This is a genomic window from Paraburkholderia flava (assembly GCF_004359985.1).
Taxonomy (GTDB): domain Bacteria; phylum Pseudomonadota; class Gammaproteobacteria; order Burkholderiales; family Burkholderiaceae; genus Paraburkholderia; species Paraburkholderia flava.
The window spans coordinates 640003-657937 of the sequence record NZ_SMRO01000002.1; the positions used below are offsets into that span (position 1 = coordinate 640003).

At 63.3% G+C, this 17935-nt stretch carries 14 protein-coding genes and 1 other RNA gene; 8 read left to right on the forward strand and 7 right to left on the reverse strand.

Going from position 1 to position 17935, the window contains the following annotated elements; translation table 11 throughout:
- The 3 genes from fdhF to E1748_RS14260 are packed head-to-tail and all read right to left on the reverse strand — an operon-like array spanning position 1 to position 5020.
- A complete protein-coding gene (fdhF, locus tag E1748_RS14250) occupies positions 1–2946 on the reverse strand; it encodes a formate dehydrogenase subunit alpha (protein ID WP_133647867.1) in 2946 nt (981 codons plus the stop codon).
- Positions 2947–2960: 14 nt separating this feature from the next.
- Entirely contained in the window at positions 2961–4523 is a 1563-nt protein-coding gene (locus E1748_RS14255) for a formate dehydrogenase beta subunit (RefSeq protein ID WP_133647868.1), read from the reverse strand.
- Positions 4520–5020 (reverse strand): NAD(P)H-dependent oxidoreductase subunit E, encoded by a 501-nt coding sequence (locus tag E1748_RS14260; protein WP_133647869.1) that lies wholly within the window; start codon positions 5018–5020, stop codon positions 4520–4522. Before E1748_RS14260 ends, E1748_RS14255 begins: the two co-directional genes overlap by 4 nt.
- A gap of 131 nt (positions 5021–5151) precedes the next feature.
- Between E1748_RS14260 and E1748_RS14265 the strand changes: the two genes are divergently transcribed.
- Both E1748_RS14265 and E1748_RS14270 read left to right on the forward strand, forming a co-directional pair.
- Positions 5152–6222 (forward strand): substrate-binding domain-containing protein, encoded by a 1071-nt coding sequence (locus tag E1748_RS14265; RefSeq protein WP_133647870.1) that lies wholly within the window; start codon positions 5152–5154, stop codon positions 6220–6222.
- A 144-nt stretch (positions 6223–6366) separates the two neighbouring features.
- Positions 6367–6630: a hypothetical protein gene (locus E1748_RS14270; RefSeq protein WP_133647871.1), complete on the forward strand. Its 264-nt coding sequence runs from the start codon at positions 6367–6369 to the stop codon at positions 6628–6630.
- Positions 6631–6757: 127 nt separating this feature from the next.
- Here the strand turns inward: E1748_RS14270 and ssrA are convergent.
- The 4 genes from ssrA to ompA all read right to left on the reverse strand — a co-directional run bounded on the left by ssrA (position 6758) and on the right by ompA (position 9525).
- Positions 6758–7116: a transfer-messenger RNA gene (gene ssrA, locus E1748_RS14275) on the reverse strand.
- A gap of 117 nt (positions 7117–7233) precedes the next feature.
- The gene (gene gph / locus E1748_RS14280; protein ID WP_133647872.1) at positions 7234–7947 is read right to left on the reverse strand and encodes a phosphoglycolate phosphatase; all 714 of its coding nucleotides are present in this window, start codon (positions 7945–7947) and stop codon (positions 7234–7236) included.
- A 40-nt stretch (positions 7948–7987) separates the two neighbouring features.
- Positions 7988–8686, reverse strand: a complete 699-nt coding sequence (ubiG, locus tag E1748_RS14285) for a bifunctional 2-polyprenyl-6-hydroxyphenol methylase/3-demethylubiquinol 3-O-methyltransferase UbiG (RefSeq protein WP_133647873.1) — start codon at positions 8684–8686, stop codon at positions 7988–7990.
- Between the two features lie 191 nt (positions 8687–8877).
- Positions 8878–9525, reverse strand: coding sequence for an outer membrane protein OmpA (ompA, locus tag E1748_RS14290; protein WP_133647874.1), 648 nt, complete (start codon positions 9523–9525; stop codon positions 8878–8880).
- 480 nt (positions 9526–10005) lie between these two features.
- On the opposite strand from ompA, the gene gyrA reads away from it, so the two are divergent.
- The 6 genes from gyrA to E1748_RS14320 all read left to right on the forward strand — a co-directional run bounded on the left by gyrA (position 10006) and on the right by E1748_RS14320 (position 17932).
- Positions 10006–12618 carry a DNA gyrase subunit A gene (gyrA, locus tag E1748_RS14295; protein WP_133647875.1) on the forward strand — a complete coding sequence of 871 codons (2613 nt, stop codon included), beginning with the start codon at positions 10006–10008 and terminating at the stop codon, positions 12616–12618.
- 136 nt (positions 12619–12754) lie between these two features.
- Positions 12755–13354 (forward strand): DUF2059 domain-containing protein, encoded by a 600-nt coding sequence (locus E1748_RS14300; protein WP_133647876.1) that lies wholly within the window; start codon positions 12755–12757, stop codon positions 13352–13354.
- 166 nt (positions 13355–13520) lie between these two features.
- Entirely contained in the window at positions 13521–14603 is a 1083-nt protein-coding gene (gene serC / locus E1748_RS14305) for a 3-phosphoserine/phosphohydroxythreonine transaminase (protein WP_133647877.1), read from the forward strand.
- Between the two features lie 64 nt (positions 14604–14667).
- On the forward strand, positions 14668–15750 hold the full coding sequence (gene pheA / locus E1748_RS14310) for a prephenate dehydratase (protein WP_133647878.1): 1083 nt from the start codon (positions 14668–14670) through the stop codon (positions 15748–15750).
- 56 nt (positions 15751–15806) lie between these two features.
- Positions 15807–16919 (forward strand): histidinol-phosphate transaminase, encoded by a 1113-nt coding sequence (gene hisC, locus E1748_RS14315; RefSeq protein WP_133647879.1) that lies wholly within the window; start codon positions 15807–15809, stop codon positions 16917–16919.
- Positions 16920–16969: 50 nt separating this feature from the next.
- Positions 16970–17932: a prephenate dehydrogenase gene (locus tag E1748_RS14320; protein WP_133649362.1), complete on the forward strand. Its 963-nt coding sequence runs from the start codon at positions 16970–16972 to the stop codon at positions 17930–17932.
- Positions 17933–17935: the final 3 nt, after the last annotated feature.

Here is a 17935-nt window from a genome sequence, read left to right on the forward strand (position 1 = left end):
TCACTTGCCCGTGGTCGCACCGGCCAGCTCGCGCTTGCGCAGCAGTTCGAGCTGTTCCGTATTGAAGCGCGAGTATTCCTGCTGCCACTCGGACGGTTGCGCGACCGGCGTCACCTGCACCGCCGTGACCTTGTATTCCGGACAGTTGGTTGCCCAGTCGGAACTGTCGGTCGTGATCACGTTCGCGCCCGATTCGGGGAAGTGGAACGTCGTGTACACGACGCCCGGCTGCATCCGGTCGCTGACCTTCGCGCGCAGCACGGTCTGCCCCGCGCGCGATTCGATGCCGACCCAGTCGTCGTTGCGGATGCCGCGTTCCTCCGCGTCGTGCGGATGGATCTCGAGACGGTCCTCGTCGTGCCAGCGCGAGTTCTCGGTGCGGCGCGTCTGCGCACCGACGTTGTACTGCGACAGGATCCGGCCGGTCGTCAGGATCAGCGGATACTTGCGCGTAACCTTTTCCGGCGACGCGATGAACTTCGTGATCACGAACTTGCCCTTGCCGCGCACGAACTCGTCGACGTGCATCGTCGGCGTGCCGAAGGGCGCTTCCTCGTTGCACGGCCACTGGATACTGCCGAGCTCGTCGATCTTCGCGTACGACACACCGTGGAAAGTCGGCGTGAGGCGGGCGATCTCGTCCATGATCTCGCCCGGATGCGCGTAGTCCATCTCGTAGCCGAGCGCGCGCGACAGCAGCAGCGTCACTTCCCAGTCTGCGTAGCCCGCGAGCGGCGGCATCACCTTGCGCACGCGCGAGACGCGACGTTCGGCGTTGGTGAACGTACCGTCCTTCTCGAGGAACGTCGAACCGGGCAGCAGCACGTGTGCGTACTTCGCGGTTTCGTTCAGGAAGATGTCCTGCACGACGATGCATTCCATCGACGACAGCGCCTGCGACACATGGTGCGTGTCCGGATCCGACTGCACGATGTCTTCGCCCTGGCAATACAGGCCCATGAAGGTGCCGTGCACGGCGGCGTCGAACATGTTCGGAATGCGCAGGCCGGGTTCTGGTTGCAGCGTGACGTTCCATGCGTCTTCGAACTGCGTGCGCACGATCGGGTCGCCGATATGGCGGTAGCCCGGCAGTTCGTGCGGGAACGAGCCCATGTCGCACGAGCCCTGCACGTTGTTCTGGCCGCGCAGCGGGTTCACACCGACACCTTCGCGGCCGATGTTGCCGGTCGCCATCGCGAGGTTCGCGATGCCCATCACCGTCGTCGAACCCTGTGCGTGTTCGGTCACGCCAAGGCCGTAGTAGATCGCTGCGTTGCCGCCGGTCGCGTAGATACGCGCGGCTTCGCGAACCAGTTGCGCGGGCACGCCGGTCACGTCAGCAGTAGCTTCGGGCGAATTCTCCGGCAGCGAGACGAAATCGCGCCACTGTTCGAATGCGCGGGTTTCGCAGCGCTCGGCGATGAAGGCGTCGGCCGCCAGACCTTCGGTGACGATCACGTGCGCGAGCGCCGTGACCATCGCGACGTTCGTGCCGGGCCGCAGTTGCAGATGGTGTGATGCCTTCACGTGCGGCGTGTCGACGATGTCGATGCGGCGCGGGTCGATCACGATCAGCTGCGCGCCTTCGCGCACGCGGCGCTTCAGACGCGAGCCGAACACCGGGTGGCCGTCGGTCGGATTCGCGCCGATCACGACGATCACGTCGGCCTTTTCGATCGAGCGGAATGTCTGCGTACCCGCCGATTCGCCGATCGTCGTCTTCAGGCCATAGCCGGTCGGCGAATGGCAGACGCGTGCGCAGGTGTCGACGTTGTTGTTGCCGAACGCGGCCCGCACGAGTTTCTGCACGAGGTAGGTTTCCTCGTTCGTGCAGCGCGACGACGTGATCCCGCCGATCGAATCGCGGCCGTGCTTGGCCTGGATGCGGCGGAATTCGGAAGCCGCGTAAGCGATCGCTTCTTCCCAACTGACTTCGCGCCACGGATCGGTGATCTTCGCGCGGATCATCGGCTTCGTGATGCGGTCCTTGTGCGTTGCGTAGCCCCATGCAAAGCGGCCCTTCACGCACGCGTGACCTTCGTTCGCGTCGCCGTTCTTGTGCGGCACCATCCGCACGACCTGGTTGCCCTTCATCTCGGCCTTGAACGAGCAACCGACGCCGCAGTACGCGCAGGTCGTCACGACCGAGTGTTCGGCCTGGCCGAGCATCACGATGCTCTTTTCCTGCAGCGTCGCGGTCGGGCACGCAGCGACGCACGCGCCGCACGACACGCACTCGGAATCCATGAACGGCTGGTTTTCGCTCGCAGCGACGCGCGACTCGAAACCGCGGCCCGCGATGGTCAGCGCGAACGTGCCCTGCGTTTCTTCACAGGCGCGCACGCAGCGATTGCAGACGATGCACTTCGACGGGTCGTACGTGAAGTACGGGTTCGACTCGTCTTTCTTGTCCTTCAGGTGATTCGAACCGTCGAAGCCGTAGCGCACTTCGCGCAGACCCGTCACGCCGGCCATGTCCTGCAGTTCGCAGTCGCCGTTCGCGGGGCAGGTGAGGCAGTCGAGCGGGTGATCGGAGATGTACAGCTCCATCACGTTACGGCGCAGCGACTGCAGACGGTCGGTCTGCGTGCGCACCTTCATGCCGGCTTCGACCGGCGTCGTGCACGATGCCGGATAGCCGCGTCGTCCTTCGATCTCGACGAGACACAGACGGCACGAGCCGAACGGTTCGAGCGAGTCGGTCGCGCAGAGCTTCGGCACGTTGACGCCCGCGTCGATCGCGGCGCGCATCACGGATGTGCCGGCCGGCACCGTGACGGACTGACCGTCGATCTCGAGCGTCACGTCGACGTCGGAGTAACGCATCGGCGTGCCGTAGTCGGTTTCGTCCATCGGTGAGCGGGCGCCGCGTTGCTGCGCCTGCGATTTGCAACTGCAGTTGCCGGAGCCGCAACCGCCGGCAGTGGAAATAAGCGCGTCGGACATGGTGTGCTCCCTGTTCAGGCTGCCGCCGCGCGGGCGGTCGGAACGGTATCGAGACCGAAGTCTGCGGGGAAATGATCGAGTGCGGACAGTACCGGGAACGGCGTCATGCCGCCCATCGCACAGAGTGAGCCGGAGACCATCGTGTCGCACAGGTCGCGCAGTAGCGTTACCTGCCGCGTCGAGGTGTCGCCGTTGCGGATGCGCTGGATCACTTCGACGCCGCGCGTCGCGCCGATCCGGCATGGCGTGCACTTGCCGCACGATTCGAGTGCGCAGAAATGCATCGCGTACTGTGCGAGCTCCGCGAGATTCGACGTGTCGTCGTGTACGACGAGGCCGCCGTGACCGACTACTGCGCCGACCGCTGCGTAGGCCTCGTAATCCATCGGGATGTCCCACTGGCTTTCGGGCAGATACGTGCCGAGCGGGCCACCGACCTGCACGGCGCGTGCGGGCCGGCCGCTTGCGGTGCCGTCGCCGTATTCATAGAGCAGTTCGCGCAACGTTACGCCGAACGCGAGTTCGACGAGACCGCCTTGCTTCACGTTGCCCGCAAGCTGGAACGGCAGCGTGCCGCGCGAGCGACCCATGCCGAAGTCCTTGTAGTGCGCGGCGCCCTTCGCGAAGATGATCGGTACGGTGGCGAGCGTGATCACGTTGTTGATCACGGTAGGCTTGCCGTACAGCCCTGCGAGCGCCGGCAACGGCGGCTTCGCGCGCACGATGCCGCGCTTGCCTTCGAGCGATTCGAGCATCGCGGTTTCTTCGCCGCACACGTACGCGCCCGCGCCCTTTGCAACGAACAGTTCGAAGCGATGTCCGGAGCCGAGTACGCTGTCGCCGAGCCAGCCTGCCGCACGTGCTTTATCGATGGCCGTTTCGAGCGCCGCGATCGCATGCGGGTATTCGCTGCGTACGTAGATGTGGCCGACCGTCGCGCCGGTGACGATGCCAGCGATCGTCATCCCTTCGATCAGCACGAACGGATCGCTTTCCATCACGAGGCGGTCGGAGAACGTGCCCGAGTCGCCTTCGTCCGCGTTGCAGACGATGTACTTCTGGTCGGCCTGCGCGCCGCGTACCGTGCGCCACTTGATGCCGGCCGGGAACGCGGCGCCGCCGCGGCCGCGCAGCCCGGATTCGATCAGTGCGGCGCAGGCAGCGTCGCCGTCCATTGCGAGCGCGTTCTTCAATCCTTCGAGGCCGCCGTGCGCGACGTAGTCGTCGGTGGAGAGCGGATCCGTGATGCCGATGCGTGCGAACGTCAGGCGCTGCTGCTTCTTCAGATACGGAATCTCGTCGACGATGCCGACGTTGTTTGCATGCGCGCCGCCTTCGACGAAGCCTGCGTCGAACAGCGACGCGATGTCCGCTTCATCGACGTTCGCATAGCCGACGCGGCCTTGCGGCGTTTCGACTTCGACGAGCGGTTCGAGCCACAGCAATCCGCGCGATCCGTTGCGGACGATGTCGAGCGCGATGCCGCGGCGTGCCGCTTCGGCTGCGATCGATGCAGCGAGTGCGTCGGCGCCGAGCGCAAGTGCCGACGAATCGCATGGAATAAACACGCGGGTCATGCTGTTTTCTCCATGGGCTTCGTTGCTTCGACGGCAGCATTAAAGAGCCGGTCGAATTTCTGCGGCGTGACCTTGGCGTGCAGCTCGCCGTTGATCGTCAGTGCCGGCGACAGCGCGCACTGACCAAGGCAATACACCGATTCGAGCCCGACGGGTCCGCCGTGCGCAGGGTGCTGCGTTTCGAAGCGGCAACCGGTGCGCGCTTCGATGTGCTGCGCGAGCGCTTCGGTTCCCATGCTGCGGCACGCTTCGGCGCGACACAGCTGCACCGTGACGGTCGCGGCCGGCTCGGTGCGGAAATGATGGTAGTAGGTGATGACGCCGTGCACTTCGGCGCGAGACAGATTCATCGTGCGGGCCAGCGGACCGATCGCGGCCTGCGGCACGAAACCGACGTCGTCCTGGATCGCGTGCAGGACTGCGATCAGCGACATGCCTGGCCGCGCGTGACGCTCGACGAGCGCCTCGGGGGCGAGGTCCTGAGATTCGTCCAACATGTGGCTCCTCCGAAGTCAAATATGCACTTGTGATTCATAATGCGTGCATCTATGCTTCTTCTATTTACTGTGGGTATCTCGAACGATAGGCGGCGACGCCGGCTTGTGCAATAGGATGCGTCTCAACATATATGATCAAGATTGAATGCCGGGCGCAGCTGGTCGTGCGCGATGTGGATGGGCGAGAGGCCAGCCTGACGGATGTCGTGCCGCTGCTCGCATTCGTCGATGAGGCGGGGAGCATTGCGCAGGCGGCGACACTCAAGGGTTTGTCCTACCGTCACGCGTGGGGATTGCTGCGCAGTATCGAAGAGCGGTTAGGCGGACCATTGATCGCGAAGGAGCGCGGCCGTGGCTCGGTGCTGTCCGAGCTGGGGCAGGCGGTGCTGCGTTCGCAGCGTCTATGCGGCGAGCGGCTCGCGGGCAACATGCAGGCACTCGCGAGCGAAGTGGCCAGCGATCTGAACCGCTGGCTCGCGCCGCCCGCCGACGACGTGCGCATCCATGCGTCGCACGGCTATGCGGTCGCGGCGCTGGTGACCGCGCTGGTTGCGGCCGACGTGCCGGTCGACATCAAGTACCGCGACAGTGCGGAAGCGGTGACGGCACTGGCGCGAGGCGAGTGCGACCTCGCCGGGTTTCATCTGCCGCGTGGCGAGTTTCGTGAGGCGTGTGCCGATACGTACCGGCGCTGGCTCGATCCTGAGCGTCATGTGCTGGTGCATCTGACGCAGCGCAAACAAGGCTTGTTTCTCGCGCGAGGCAACCCGAAGCGGATCGCGGGGCTCAGCGATCTTTCGCGCGACGACATCCGCTTCGTCAACCGGCAGCCGGGTTCCGGCACGCGTCTGCTGCTCGATCTGGCGCTGCGCGGTATCGGCATCGATCCCGATCGGGTGAACGGCTATGCGTCCGCCGAGCTGACGCACTCGGCGATCGCGGCGTTCGTCGCGAGCGGGATGGCCGACGTCGGCTTCGGCGTCGAGCCGGCCGCGCATCACTTCGGACTCGATTTCGTTCCGGTCGTCGACGAGGACTATTACTTCGCGTGCGACCGGACGCGGCTATCGCGAACGCCGCTCGCGACGGTCATCGATCTGTTGCGTGGCGATGCGTTTCTGCAGAGCGTGTCGCACCTGGAGGGCTACGATCCGGTCGACTGCGGACAGGTGTTCGATCTTGAGGTGGGATGGAGCGGGTGACGTTCCTCGAAGTGCCTGGCGATCGTTGGGTTGTTAGGTAAGCCGAAGTAACACCGCGAACGCTGCATCGCGCGATCGTTTGCGATACTCTCTGGGCTTCGCCTTTCGCTTTGATTGCACGGCGCATCGCCGTCACGACTCCAGATGAAATTCCTTCTTCACGCATGCATCGCCGCTGCCGCGGCTGGCGCCCTGAGCGCAACCGTTTCGATCGCTTTCGCGCAGAATTCGCCGGGTGTGCCTGGCGGCATTCTGCAGGACGAGTTCCGTCTGCAGGAGCATCCGCAGATGCCGTTCGCGGCGTCGGCACCATCGAAGAAATATCAGAAGGGCGCACCGTCGAAACTGCGGCGCAAGGGCGACGATGGCGATCCGGATGGATGCAACCTGAAGTGTCCGCTGGATTAACCAGGCTTTGGTGTGCGCGGTCTTCGGGCCGGCGTGTGCAGTCGCCGGATCTCGAAGGCTGGTGTCGCCCGCACGGCGCAGGAATAAAAAAAGCCCGCTCACCGAGCGGGCTTTTTTACAGGGAGTGTGGTGGAGCCGGCGGGAATCGAACCCGCGTCCGTAAGTACTCCACAACCAGTTCTACATACTTAGTTCAGTCATTTGATTTAACCGGGCCGACGCGGACGAACACGCTTCGTTACGGCGAGTCACTAGATTTTCGGCCCTGGCGTCGTGACACCACCCGGGATTAACTGACGTGAATGACCTTGCCGGGTCTTGCGACCCCTAACCCGTCAGTGAGTTAGTGCAAGGCTGGCGGGGTTAAGCCGCCAGTGCGTACGTTTCGTCGTTCGCAGTTACTAAAGTCCCATTGATTTACGAGGTGACGGGTCCTCGGTATGCCCTGAGTTGCTTTGTTACCCACGTCGAAACCAGGTCGGCCCCAAAGTGAACGGGAATTATCCCATAGAACCCGATATGAGGCTAATCCGCGTCGTTGCAAGGCTTGTGCGGCAAGGGCGCTAGCGGTTTGTCGTCAGCTGCGATGTTTAGCCGCGATGTTCAGCCGATCTCGCGCAGTAGCCGCAACAGTTCCGACGTCGAATCGACGACGTATTGCGCGTGCCATTGGGTAGGCGGCAGATCGTTGCCGCAGTAGCCGTATGCGGCCGCCACGGTGACCATGCCGGCCGCGAAGCCGGCCTGTATGTCGCGCAGGTCGTCGCCGACGTAGACGATCCGTTCCGGTTTTATGTCGAGCTCGCGAGCCGCGTGTAGCAGCGGTGCGGGATGAGGCTTCGCGTGAGGTGTCGTGTCGCCGCTGACCACGCAGCCGGCGCGCGTATCGAGACCGAGCAGCGCGACGAGCGGTTCGGTCAGCCGGGACGCCTTGTTCGTGACGATCCCCCAGCGCACGCCGCGGGCGTCGAGGTCGTCCAGCACGGCATCGACGCCGGGGAACAGCGTGGTCTCGATGCAGAGATCCGCTTCGTAGTTCGCGATAAACTCCGCGCGCATGTCGGCAAAATTGTGATCGTCCGGACCGATGCCGAACGCACCGCCGATCAATCCGCGTGCACCCGCCGACGCGAGTGGCCGCAGTTGTTCGAGCGGCACCATCTCGAGGCCGCGCTCGTGGCGCATCTTGTTGACGGCGGCGGCGAGGTCGGGGGCAGTGTCGGCAAGCGTGCCGTCCAGATCGAACAGGACAGCCTGGCAGAGGCCGATCGATGCATCGTCGCCTTCGCGTTGCGGCAGGGGCGTGGGGTCGCTCATGGAATCAGTGAGAAGAAGGGCGGTCGGCCGGTGGCTCGGATCAGGCTTCGCGACGGCACGCGAGCATGTAGTTCACGCTGGTGTCGTCGGATAGCGAGAAGTGTTTGCTGAGCGGCCGGTACGTGATGCCTTTGATGTCCTGCGTCTGCAAGCCCGCGACGCGGACGAAACCCGCGAGCTCCGACGGTCGGATGAATCGCGCGTAATCGTGTGTGCCCTTCGGCAGCATCTGCGCGATGTACTCGGCGCCGACCACGGCGAACAGGTACGACTTCACGTTGCGGTTGAGCGTGGAGAAGAACACCCAGCCTCCCGGCTTGACGAGCGTCGCGCAGGCGGCGACCACGGCGGCCGGCTCGGGTACGTGCTCGAGCATTTCCATGCAGGTGACGACGTCGTACGTAGCGGGTTCGCGTGCGGCGAGCGCTTCGGCCGCGATCTCTTCGTATTCGACGGTGACGCCGCTCTCGAGGCTATGAAGGTCCGCGACGCCGAGTGCTTGCGTCGACAGGTCGATGCCCTTCACGATCGCGCCCAGCCCAGCCATCGACTCCGACAGGATGCCGCCGCCGCAGCCGATGTCGAGCACGCGTTTGCCGGCAAGGCCTGCGTGCGTGTCGATCCATTTGAGCCGGACGGGATTCAGTTCGTGCAGCGGTTTGAACTCGGCATTCGGGTCCCACCAGCGATGGGCGAGATCGCTGAATTTCTGTAGCTCGTGGGGATCGGCATTGGTCATGGCGGAGGCGGCGTGTGGCGCGGTTGAGCGGCGCGTCGAGGATAAACCCTGAGTATATAGGCCGGTGATCAGGGCGGCAAAATGCCGCGGGGTCGGTTCTGACTTCGGTCCGGCCTGCGGTTACCTCAGGCGAGCGCGGATAAAAAAAGCCCCGCCGAAGCGGGGCTTTGATGCTGCGGTAATTTTGTAGCTTACTGCTTCGAAGTACCGACAACTTCGACTTCCACGCGACGATCCGGTGCGAGGCAGGCGATGAGTTGCTTGCGGTTCTTCTGGTTGCAGCCCGTCGTAACCGGGTTACGCTTGCCCTTGCCTTCCGTGTAGATGCGGTTGGCTTCGATGCCACGGCTGACCAGGTATGCCTTCACAGCTTGAGCACGGCGCAGCGACAGACGGTCGTTGTACTTGTCCGAGCCGATGCGGTCGGTGTAACCCGTTGCCACGACGACTTCGAGGTTCACGCCCTGGATCTTCGAGGCGAGGTCGTCAAGCTTGGCCTTGCCAGTCGGCTTCAGGATAGCCTTGTCGAAGTCGAACAGAGCGTCCGCTTGATACGTGATCTTCTGGCTTGTGATCGCAGGAGCAACCGGCGATTGAGCCGGCGGCGTCGGAGCCTGGGCGACCAGTGCGCCATCGCACTTCGCGTTTGCCGTTGCCGGCGTCCAGAACGCGTCGCGCCAGCAAAGCTCGTTCGTGCCGTTCATCCACACGTATTCGCCCGTGCCGTTCACCCAGTTGTCGTTCACGGCTTGTCGCGATGCCGGCACCGATTGTGCCGAAGCCGATGCAGCCATTACCGCGGTAGCTGCAATGAACGCGAGCTTTGAAAGTTTATTCATATTTCTCCTCTCGAAATTGAGATTACCGCAGGTTTACTGCGAGCCTGTTGACGAAGACAAGTCATACATTGCTCGAAGTATAACATTGGTGCGGAACAAAAAACGTGCTGTGTAGACTTCGAGCAGTGTCTAACTCCTTGTGCGTTGGCATTTTGCCATATCGTTCCCTTCCGACGATAAAAAAATCTGGCCCCTTCAATCACCCCCTCGCAATTGTGGTGCATCCGCAACAGAACGTTAACTCTTGAAAGGCCCGCCCGTCGTGGTTCCGCGCGGATTTTGCGGCAGCAGTTTTCGGGCCCGGTCCAGCCGCTTTTTGACGGGCTCCAGGCGTCCTCGTCGCCCATCCCACTAATAGGTATACGCAGGTGGGAGGTCGGGGGTGCGCTGCATGCTAGAATCGCGTGATGCGCTGCGCCTGCAGCGCCGACGCGTAAGGCGCTGCATCTTCGCCGTTCGCATGGAAAAAGACACGGATAAATGGATCAATTCGCCAAAGAGACTCTGCCCATCTCCCTAGAGGAGGAAATGCGCCGCTCGTACATCGAGTACGCGATGAGCGTGATCGTGGGGCGCGCACTTCCCGATGTCCGCGATGGCCTGAAGCCGGTGCACCGGCGCGTGCTGTACGCGATGCACGAACTGAACAACGACTGGAACCGGGCGTACAAGAAGTCGGCGCGTATCGTCGGCGACGTAATCGGTAAATACCACCCGCACGGCGACTCGGCGGTTTACGAGACCATCGTCCGGATGGCGCAGCACTTCTCGCTGCGCTACATGCTGGTGGACGGGCAAGGCAATTTCGGGTCGGTCGACGGCGACAACGCCGCCGCGATGCGGTACACCGAAATCCGCATGGCGAAGATCGGCCATGAACTGCTCGCCGACATCGACAAGGAAACGGTCGATTTTCAACCGAACTACGACGGCAGCGAAAACGAGCCGACGATTCTCCCGGCCCGCATTCCCAATCTGCTGATCAATGGTTCGTCGGGTATCGCGGTCGGCATGGCGACCAACATCCCGCCGCACAACCTCAACGAAGTCGTCGACGCTTGCCAGCATCTGCTGAAGAATCCGGATGCCACGATCGACGAACTGATCGAGATCATCCCGGCTCCCGATTTCCCGACGGCCGGCATCATCTACGGCGTCGCCGGCGTGCGCGACGGTTATCGCACCGGGCGCGGCCGCGTCGTGATGCGCGCGACGACCCACTTCGAGGAAATCGACCGCGGCCAGCGGATGGCGATCATCGTCGACGAGCTGCCGTACCAGGTCAACAAGCGCTCTCTGCAGGAGCGGATGGCCGAACTGGTCAACGAAAAGAAGATCGAGGGCATCTCCGACATCCGCGACGAATCCGACAAGAGCGGCATGCGTCTCGTGATCGAACTGAAGCGCGGCGAAGTGCCCGAGGTCGTTCTCAACAATCTGTACAAGTCGACCCAGCTGCAGGACACGTTCGGCATGAACATGGTCGCGCTGGTCGACAACCAGCCGAAGCTGCTGAACCTGAAGGAAATGCTCGTGCATTTCCTGGCGCATCGTCGCGAAGTGCTGACGCGGCGCACTGTATACGAGCTGCGCAAGGCGCGCGAACGCGGTCACGTGCTCGAAGGTCTGGCGGTTGCGCTCGCGAACATCGACGAGTTCATCGCGATCATCAAGGCGGCGCCGACGCCGCCGATCGCTCGCCAGGAGCTGATGGCGCGTTCGTGGGATTCGTCGCTCGTGCGCGAGATGCTGACGCGGGCCGAGGCCGACAACGCGTCGGCCGGCGGCGGCGCGGCGTATCGTCCGGAAGGGCTGAACCCGGCGTTCGGGATGCAGGGCGATGGCCTGTACCGGTTGTCGGATACGCAGGCGCAGGAAATTCTGCAGATGCGTCTGCAGCGCCTCACCGGGCTCGAGCAGGACAAGATCATTGGCGAGTATCGCGAGGTGATGGCGCAGATTGCCGACCTGCTCGATATCCTCGCGCGTCCGGAACGGATCACGGCAATCATCGTCGACGAACTCGCTGCGATCAAGGCGGAATTCGGCGACGCGCGTCGCTCGAAGATCGAGATGAACGCGACCGATCTGAACACGGAAGACCTGATCACGCCGCAGGACATGGTCGTCACGATGTCGCACGCGGGCTACGTCAAGTCGCAGCCGCTGTCCGAATACCGCGCGCAGAAGCGCGGCGGTCGCGGCAAGCAGGCGACGTCGATGAAGGAAGACGACTGGATCGACACGCTCTTCATCGCCAATACGCACGACCACATCCTGTGCTTCTCGAACCGTGGCCGTGTCTATTGGGTCAAGGTGTACGAAGTGCCGCAAGGTTCGCGGAATTCCCGCGGCCGTCCGATCGTCAATATGTTCCCGCTGCAGGAAGGCGAAAAGATCACGGTTGTGCTGCCGGTCAAGGAATTTTCGGCAGACAAGTTCGTCTTTATGGCGACCGCGTTAGGAACGGTAAAAAAGACGCCGCTCGAAGCCTTTAGCCGGCCGCTGCGCAAGGGTATTATTGCGGTCGGTCTCGACGACGGCGATTACCTGATCGGCGCCGCGATCACCGACGGTCAGCACGACGTGATGCTGTTCTCGGATTCGGGCAAGGCAGTGCGCTTCGACGAGAACGACGTCCGGCCGATGGGCCGCGAGGCTCGCGGCGTGCGCGGCATGCAGCTCGACGAAAGTCAGCAGGTCATCGCGCTGCTGGTTGCCGGCGACGAGCAGCAGTCGGTGCTGACGGCAACCGAGAACGGCTACGGCAAGCGCACGCCGATTATCGAATACACACGTCATGGTCGCGGAACGAAGGGAATGATCGCGATCCAGACATCCGAGCGCAACGGCAAGGTGGTCGCCGCGACGCTCGTCGATCAGGAAGCGCAGATCATGCTGATCACGACGACGGGTGTGCTGATCCGTACGCGCGTGTCGGAGATCCGCGAGATGGGCCGTGCAACGCAAGGTGTTACACTCATCAGCCTTGACGAGGGTACGAAGCTTTCGGGTCTGCAGCAGGTCGCGGAAGCCGATGCGGATGGCGATGTCGAAAATGGCGAGAACGGTGAGGAAGGTGGCGCGGCGTGATGCGCGCAACCCACCCGGACGAGCTGACCGGCATTGAAGTAAAGGACTAACCTGGCTGCGGGACCAACGATGCGCATCGGGCCGATGCGCGGTTCGCGCGGCATGCGGTTCGACTAATTTCTCTTAGGGAGTAATGATGCAAAAACGATTCAAACAGTTGATGGTGCTTGCTGCTTTCTTGCCGACCCTCGCAATGGCCCAGGCGCTGCAGAGCCAGGCTCCGGCATCCGCCCCGGCGGCGGCGCCGGTTGATCCGGCCAAGCAGGCCGCGATCAAGGATCTTCTGGATGCAATCGACGCACAGAAGCTCGTCGGCGCGATCGGCAACAGCGCGCAGATGCAAGCCAAGCAACTGGTCCCGGCGATCCTGTCGGATGCGCTGTCGGAAAACAAGACGCTGACCGACAAGCAGAAGCAGGCTTCCGTCCCGACGCTGCAAAAGAACGCTGTGCCGAAGCTGGTTGACGGCGCAGGTCAGGTCTTCGCAACGGACGGCTTCCGTCAGGATGCGATGCAGGCTCAGTACGACGCGTACGCGAAGTACTACAGCACGTCGGAAATCAAGGATCTGACGACGTTCTACAAGAGCCCGACGGGCCGCAAGTTCATCCAGGTGCAAGACCAGGTGGGCCGCGACGTCGTGAACGGTCTGATGCAGAAGTACATGCCGCAATCGATCAAGGCAACGCGCGACCAGGCCGACAAGGAAGTCGCGTCGGTCAAGCCGGCCAAGTAAGCGGCTCGAACCGGCTACGCCAGCGGGGCGCCGCATACAGGCGCCTTCGATTGGCGGGTGGCCGGTACAGTGCGATAATGGCTGTTTGCGTCCAGGCGCAAACAGCCATTTCTTTTTGGGCGCGGAAACGTCGTGTTATCGCCGCGCCTGCTTCGGGACATTCACGATGCGCGTCTTCAATTTTTCCGCCGGACCGGCTGCTTTGCCCGAAGAGGTATTGCGTCAGGCCGCCGCCGAAATGCTCGACTGGCAAGGCAGCGGCATGAGCGTGATGGAAATGAGCCATCGCGGAAAAGAATTCTCGTCGATCCACGAAGCCGCGCTGCTCGATCTGCGCGAACTGCTCGCCGTGCCGGCGAGCCACCATATCCTGTTTCTGCAAGGCGGCGGCCTCGGCGAAAACGCGATCGTGCCGATGAACCTGATGGGTTCGAAGCCGCGTGCCGATTTCGTCGTCACGGGTTCGTGGTCGCAGAAGTCGCTCAACGAAGCGCGCAAGTACGGTACGGCCCATCTCGCCGCGACCGGCCAGACGGCAGACGGTTTCACCCGCGCGCCCGGCCGTGCCGAGTGGCAGCTCTCCGACGATCCGGCCTACGTCCATCTGTGTACGAACGAGACGATCCACGGCGTCGAGACTTTCGATATCCCCGATATGGGCGGCATCCCGCTCGTCGCCGATGCGTCGTCGCACATTCTGTCGCGTCCGATGGACATCGCGAAGTACGGCGTGCTGTTCGGCGGTGCGCAGAAGAACATCGGCATGGCCGGCGTCACGGTCGTGATCGTGCGCGAGGACATGCTTGAACGCGCGATGCCGATCTGTCCGTCGGCGTTCGAATGGAAGACCGTCGCGACCAACAATTCGATGTACAACACGCCGCCCACCTACGCGATCTACATCGCGGGGCTCGTGTTCAAGTGGTTGAAGCAGCAGGGCGGCCTGCCTGCGATCGAAGCGCGCAATCTCGAGAAGTCGAAACTGCTGTACGACACGATCGATGCGAGCAGCTTTTATCTGAACAAGGTCGAGCGCGGATCGCGGTCGAGGATGAACGTACCGTTCTTCCTCGCCGACGAATCACGCAACGAAGATTTTCTGGCCGGCGCGAAAGCGCGCGGGCTGGTGCAGCTGAAGGGCCACAAGTCCGTCGGCGGCATGCGGGCGTCGATTTACAACGCGGTGCCACTCGAAGGCGTCAAAGCGCTCGTCGAGTACATGAAGGAATTCGAACGGCGCGAGGCCTGAGCCGAGGTTCAAGCAAGCCGGGTCATACCGCGTCACTCTTTCCGCCAACTGCCGTTTTTTGCGCATGGACGACGATCTCAATTCAAGACTCAAACCGCTGCGCGAACGCATCGATGCGATCGACGCGCAGCTCATCGCGCTTCTCAACCAGCGGGCGTCGGTTGCGCTCGAAGTCGGTGAGGTAAAGAAGCATTTCAACGCGCCCGTGTTCCGCCCGGAGCGCGAGCAGCAGGTCATCGCGCGTCTGCAGGGCATGAGCGAGGGCCCGCTCGCGGAGGAACACATCAGCGCGATCTGGCGCGAGATCATGGCCGCGAGCCGCTCGCTCGAACAGACCATCCGCGCGGCGTACCTCGGGCCGGTCGGCACGTATAGCGAACAGGCGATGCACGAATACTTCGGTCAGTCGATCGAAGGTCTGCCGTGTCCGTCGATCGACGAAGTGTTTCGCTCCGTCGAAGCGGGTGCTGCCGAGTTCGGCGTCGTGCCGGTCGAAAATTCGACCGAAGGCGCGGTGTCGCGCACGCTCGATCTGCTGCTGCAATCGTCGCTGCTGATCGGCGGCGAACTGGCGCTGCCGATTCACCACAATCTGTTGACATCGACCGGTAGTCTGACGGGCGTCACGCGCGTCTGCGCGCATCCGCAGGCACTCGCGCAATGTCAGCGCTGGCTCGCCACGAATGCACCGCATCTCGAGCCGCAGGCGGTATCGAGCAATGCCGAGGCCGCACGTCTTGCCGCTACCGATCCCACGGTCGCCGCGATCGCCGGCGATCGTGCCGCGACGCATTACGGCCTGCAGGTCGCGTACTCGCTGATCCAGGATGATCCGCACAACCGCACGCGTTTCCTGATGATCGGCAAGGAGCCGGCGGGTGTCAGCGGTCGCGATCGCACGTCGCTGATCTTCTCGGTCAAGAACGAGCCGGGCGCTGTGTTCCGGATGCTCGAACCGCTCGCGCGGCACGGCGTGTCGATGACGCGTTTCGAATCGCGGCCCGCGCGGATCGACAAGTGGGAGTATTACTTCTACATCGACGTCGAAGGCCATCGCGACGACCCGGCCGTGACGGCCGCGCTCGGCGAGCTCGAACAGAAAGCGGCTTTCCTGAAGATTCTCGGCTCGTATCCGCGCGCTCGCTGACGCCGCGCCCACCTGCCGCCATTCCAATACATCGATAAAGTGATCCGGAGATACTGATGACAACGCCTTTCGGTCCTTCCTATGTGCGTGCGATCGCGCCTTATATCGCGGGCAAGCCGATTTCGGAAGTCGCGCGCGAGTTCGGTCTCGACGAGGCGCGCATCGTCAAACTCGCGTCGAACGAGAACCCGCTCGGCATGCCGCCGTCTGCCCAGCAGGCGATGGTGAAGGCCGCGAGCGAACTGGGCCGCTATCCGGATGCGAACGCGTTCGAACTGAAGGCGGCGTTGAGCGAGCGCTATGACGTGCCCGCCGACTGGATCACGCTCGGCAACGGCAGCAACGACATTCTCGAACTGGCCGCGCATGCATTCGTCGAGAAGGGCCAGTCGATCGTCTACGCGCAGTATTCGTTCGCGGTTTACGCGCTCGCGACACAAGGTCTCGGTGCGCGTGCGGTCGTCGTGCCGGCTGTGAAGTACGGTCACGATCTGGACGCGATCCTCGCCGCAATCGACGACGACACGCGGCTGGTGTTCGTCGCGAATCCGAACAACCCGACCGGCACGTTCCTCGACGGCGCGCAGATCGACGCGTTTCTCGCGAAGGTGCCGCGCCACGTCGCCGTCGTGCTCGACGAGGCATACACCGAATATCTGCCGGCGGAACAGCGCTACGACTCGATCGCATGGGTGCGTCGCTATCCGAACCTGCTCGTGTCGCGCACGTTCTCGAAGGCATTCGGCCTTGCTGGTCTGCGCGTCGGTTTCGCGATTGCGCAGCCGGAACTGACCGATCTGCTGAACCGGCTGCGTCAGCCGTTCAACGTCAACACGCTCGCGCAGGCTGCGGCGATCGCGGCGCTGAACGACAAGGCGTTTCTCGAAAAGAGTGCGGCGCTCAATGCGCAGGGCTATCGTCAGTTGACGTCAGCGTTCGACCGGCTCGGTCTCGAGTACGTGCCGTCGTCGGGCAACTTCGTGCTGGTGCGAGTCGGTAACGACGATGGTGCGGGTAGCCGTGTGAATATCGAACTGCTGAAGCAGGGCGTGATCGTGCGTCCGGTCGGCAACTATGGTCTGCCGCAGTGGCTGCGCATCACGATTGGTCTGCCGGAAGAGAACGACGCGTTTATCGTGGCGCTCGAAAAAATCCTCGCGGCTGCCTGAGCGGTCGCTGTTTTTCCTCTGCGTCCGGCCGTGGGCCGGCGCGTTTTTTTCTGTTCGCCGTGGCCGCATTCTCTTTTGACAAGCTCGTGATTTTCGGCGTCGGCCTGATCGGCGGATCGCTGTCGCGCGCGCTGCGCGAACGCGATGACGTGGGCGGCGCGCGGCGCGTGATCGGCGTGGGACGGTCGGCTGCGTCGACGGCGCGGGCGCTCGAGCTCGGCGTGATCGACGCAACGGCATCGCTCGACGATCCGGTCGCGCTGCGCGATGCGCTGGCCGGCGCGGATTTCGTGCTGCTCGCCGCGCCGGTCGCGCAGACGCAACCGCTGCTCGAACGCATTGCACCGCTGCTCGACGATATGACCATCGTCACCGACGCCGGCAGCACCAAGTCGGACGTCGTCGCCGCCGCGCGCGCCGCGCTGGGTTCACGCATCGGACAGTTCGTGCCGGGCCATCCGATTGCCGGTCGCGAATCGAGCGGTGTCGACGCGGCGCTCGCTGATCTGTATGTGGACCGCAAAGTGGTGCTGTGTCCGCTGCCAGAGAATTCGGCTCAGGACGTCGCTCGGGTCGCGGCGATGTGGCGTGCAACGGGTGCCGATGTGAACGACATGTCATCGGAGCAGCATGATCGCGTGCTCGCATCGGTGAGCCATTTGCCGCACGTGTTGTCGTTCGCGCTTGTCGAGCAGATTCTCGGTTCGCCCGACGCATCGCTGAAATTTTCGTTCGCTGCCGGCGGCTTCCGCGACTTCACGCGGATCGCTGCGTCGAGTCCCGAGATGTGGCGCGACGTGTGCGTCGCGAATCGCGTGGCGCTACTCGACGAACTCGACGCCTACACGGCCGTGCTCGCGAAGCTGCGTGCATCGATCGAAGCCGGCGACGGCGCTGCGCTCGAAGCGGTGTTTGCGCGCTCGCGCGTCGCGCGCGCCGGATGGCAGGCGGGCGGTAGCAAGACCGACGGCAAGACCGACGGCAAGACCGACGCGGACGACGCGTCGAAATAACAG

Coding starts and splice junctions, on each gene's coding strand:
- ompA (WP_133647874.1), bottom strand. CDS start 9,525: ATGAATAAACTTTCAAAGCTCGCGTTCATTGCAGCTACCGCGGTAATG.
- gyrA (WP_133647875.1), top strand. CDS start 10,006: ATGGATCAATTCGCCAAAGAGACTCTGCCCATCTCCCTAGAGGAGGAA.
- pheA (WP_133647878.1), top strand. CDS start 14,668: ATGGACGACGATCTCAATTCAAGACTCAAACCGCTGCGCGAACGCATC.
- hisC (WP_133647879.1), top strand. CDS start 15,807: ATGACAACGCCTTTCGGTCCTTCCTATGTGCGTGCGATCGCGCCTTAT.
- E1748_RS14255 (WP_133647868.1), bottom strand. CDS start 4,523: ATGACCCGCGTGTTTATTCCATGCGATTCGTCGGCACTTGCGCTCGGC.
- serC (WP_133647877.1), top strand. CDS start 13,521: ATGCGCGTCTTCAATTTTTCCGCCGGACCGGCTGCTTTGCCCGAAGAG.
- gph (WP_133647872.1), bottom strand. CDS start 7,947: ATGAGCGACCCCACGCCCCTGCCGCAACGCGAAGGCGACGATGCATCG.
- fdhF (WP_133647867.1), bottom strand. CDS start 2,946: ATGTCCGACGCGCTTATTTCCACTGCCGGCGGTTGCGGCTCCGGCAAC.
- ubiG (WP_133647873.1), bottom strand. CDS start 8,686: ATGACCAATGCCGATCCCCACGAGCTACAGAAATTCAGCGATCTCGCC.
- E1748_RS14270 (WP_133647871.1), top strand. CDS start 6,367: ATGAAATTCCTTCTTCACGCATGCATCGCCGCTGCCGCGGCTGGCGCC.
- E1748_RS14300 (WP_133647876.1), top strand. CDS start 12,755: ATGCAAAAACGATTCAAACAGTTGATGGTGCTTGCTGCTTTCTTGCCG.
- E1748_RS14260 (WP_133647869.1), bottom strand. CDS start 5,020: ATGTTGGACGAATCTCAGGACCTCGCCCCCGAGGCGCTCGTCGAGCGT.
- E1748_RS14265 (WP_133647870.1), top strand. CDS start 5,152: ATGATCAAGATTGAATGCCGGGCGCAGCTGGTCGTGCGCGATGTGGAT.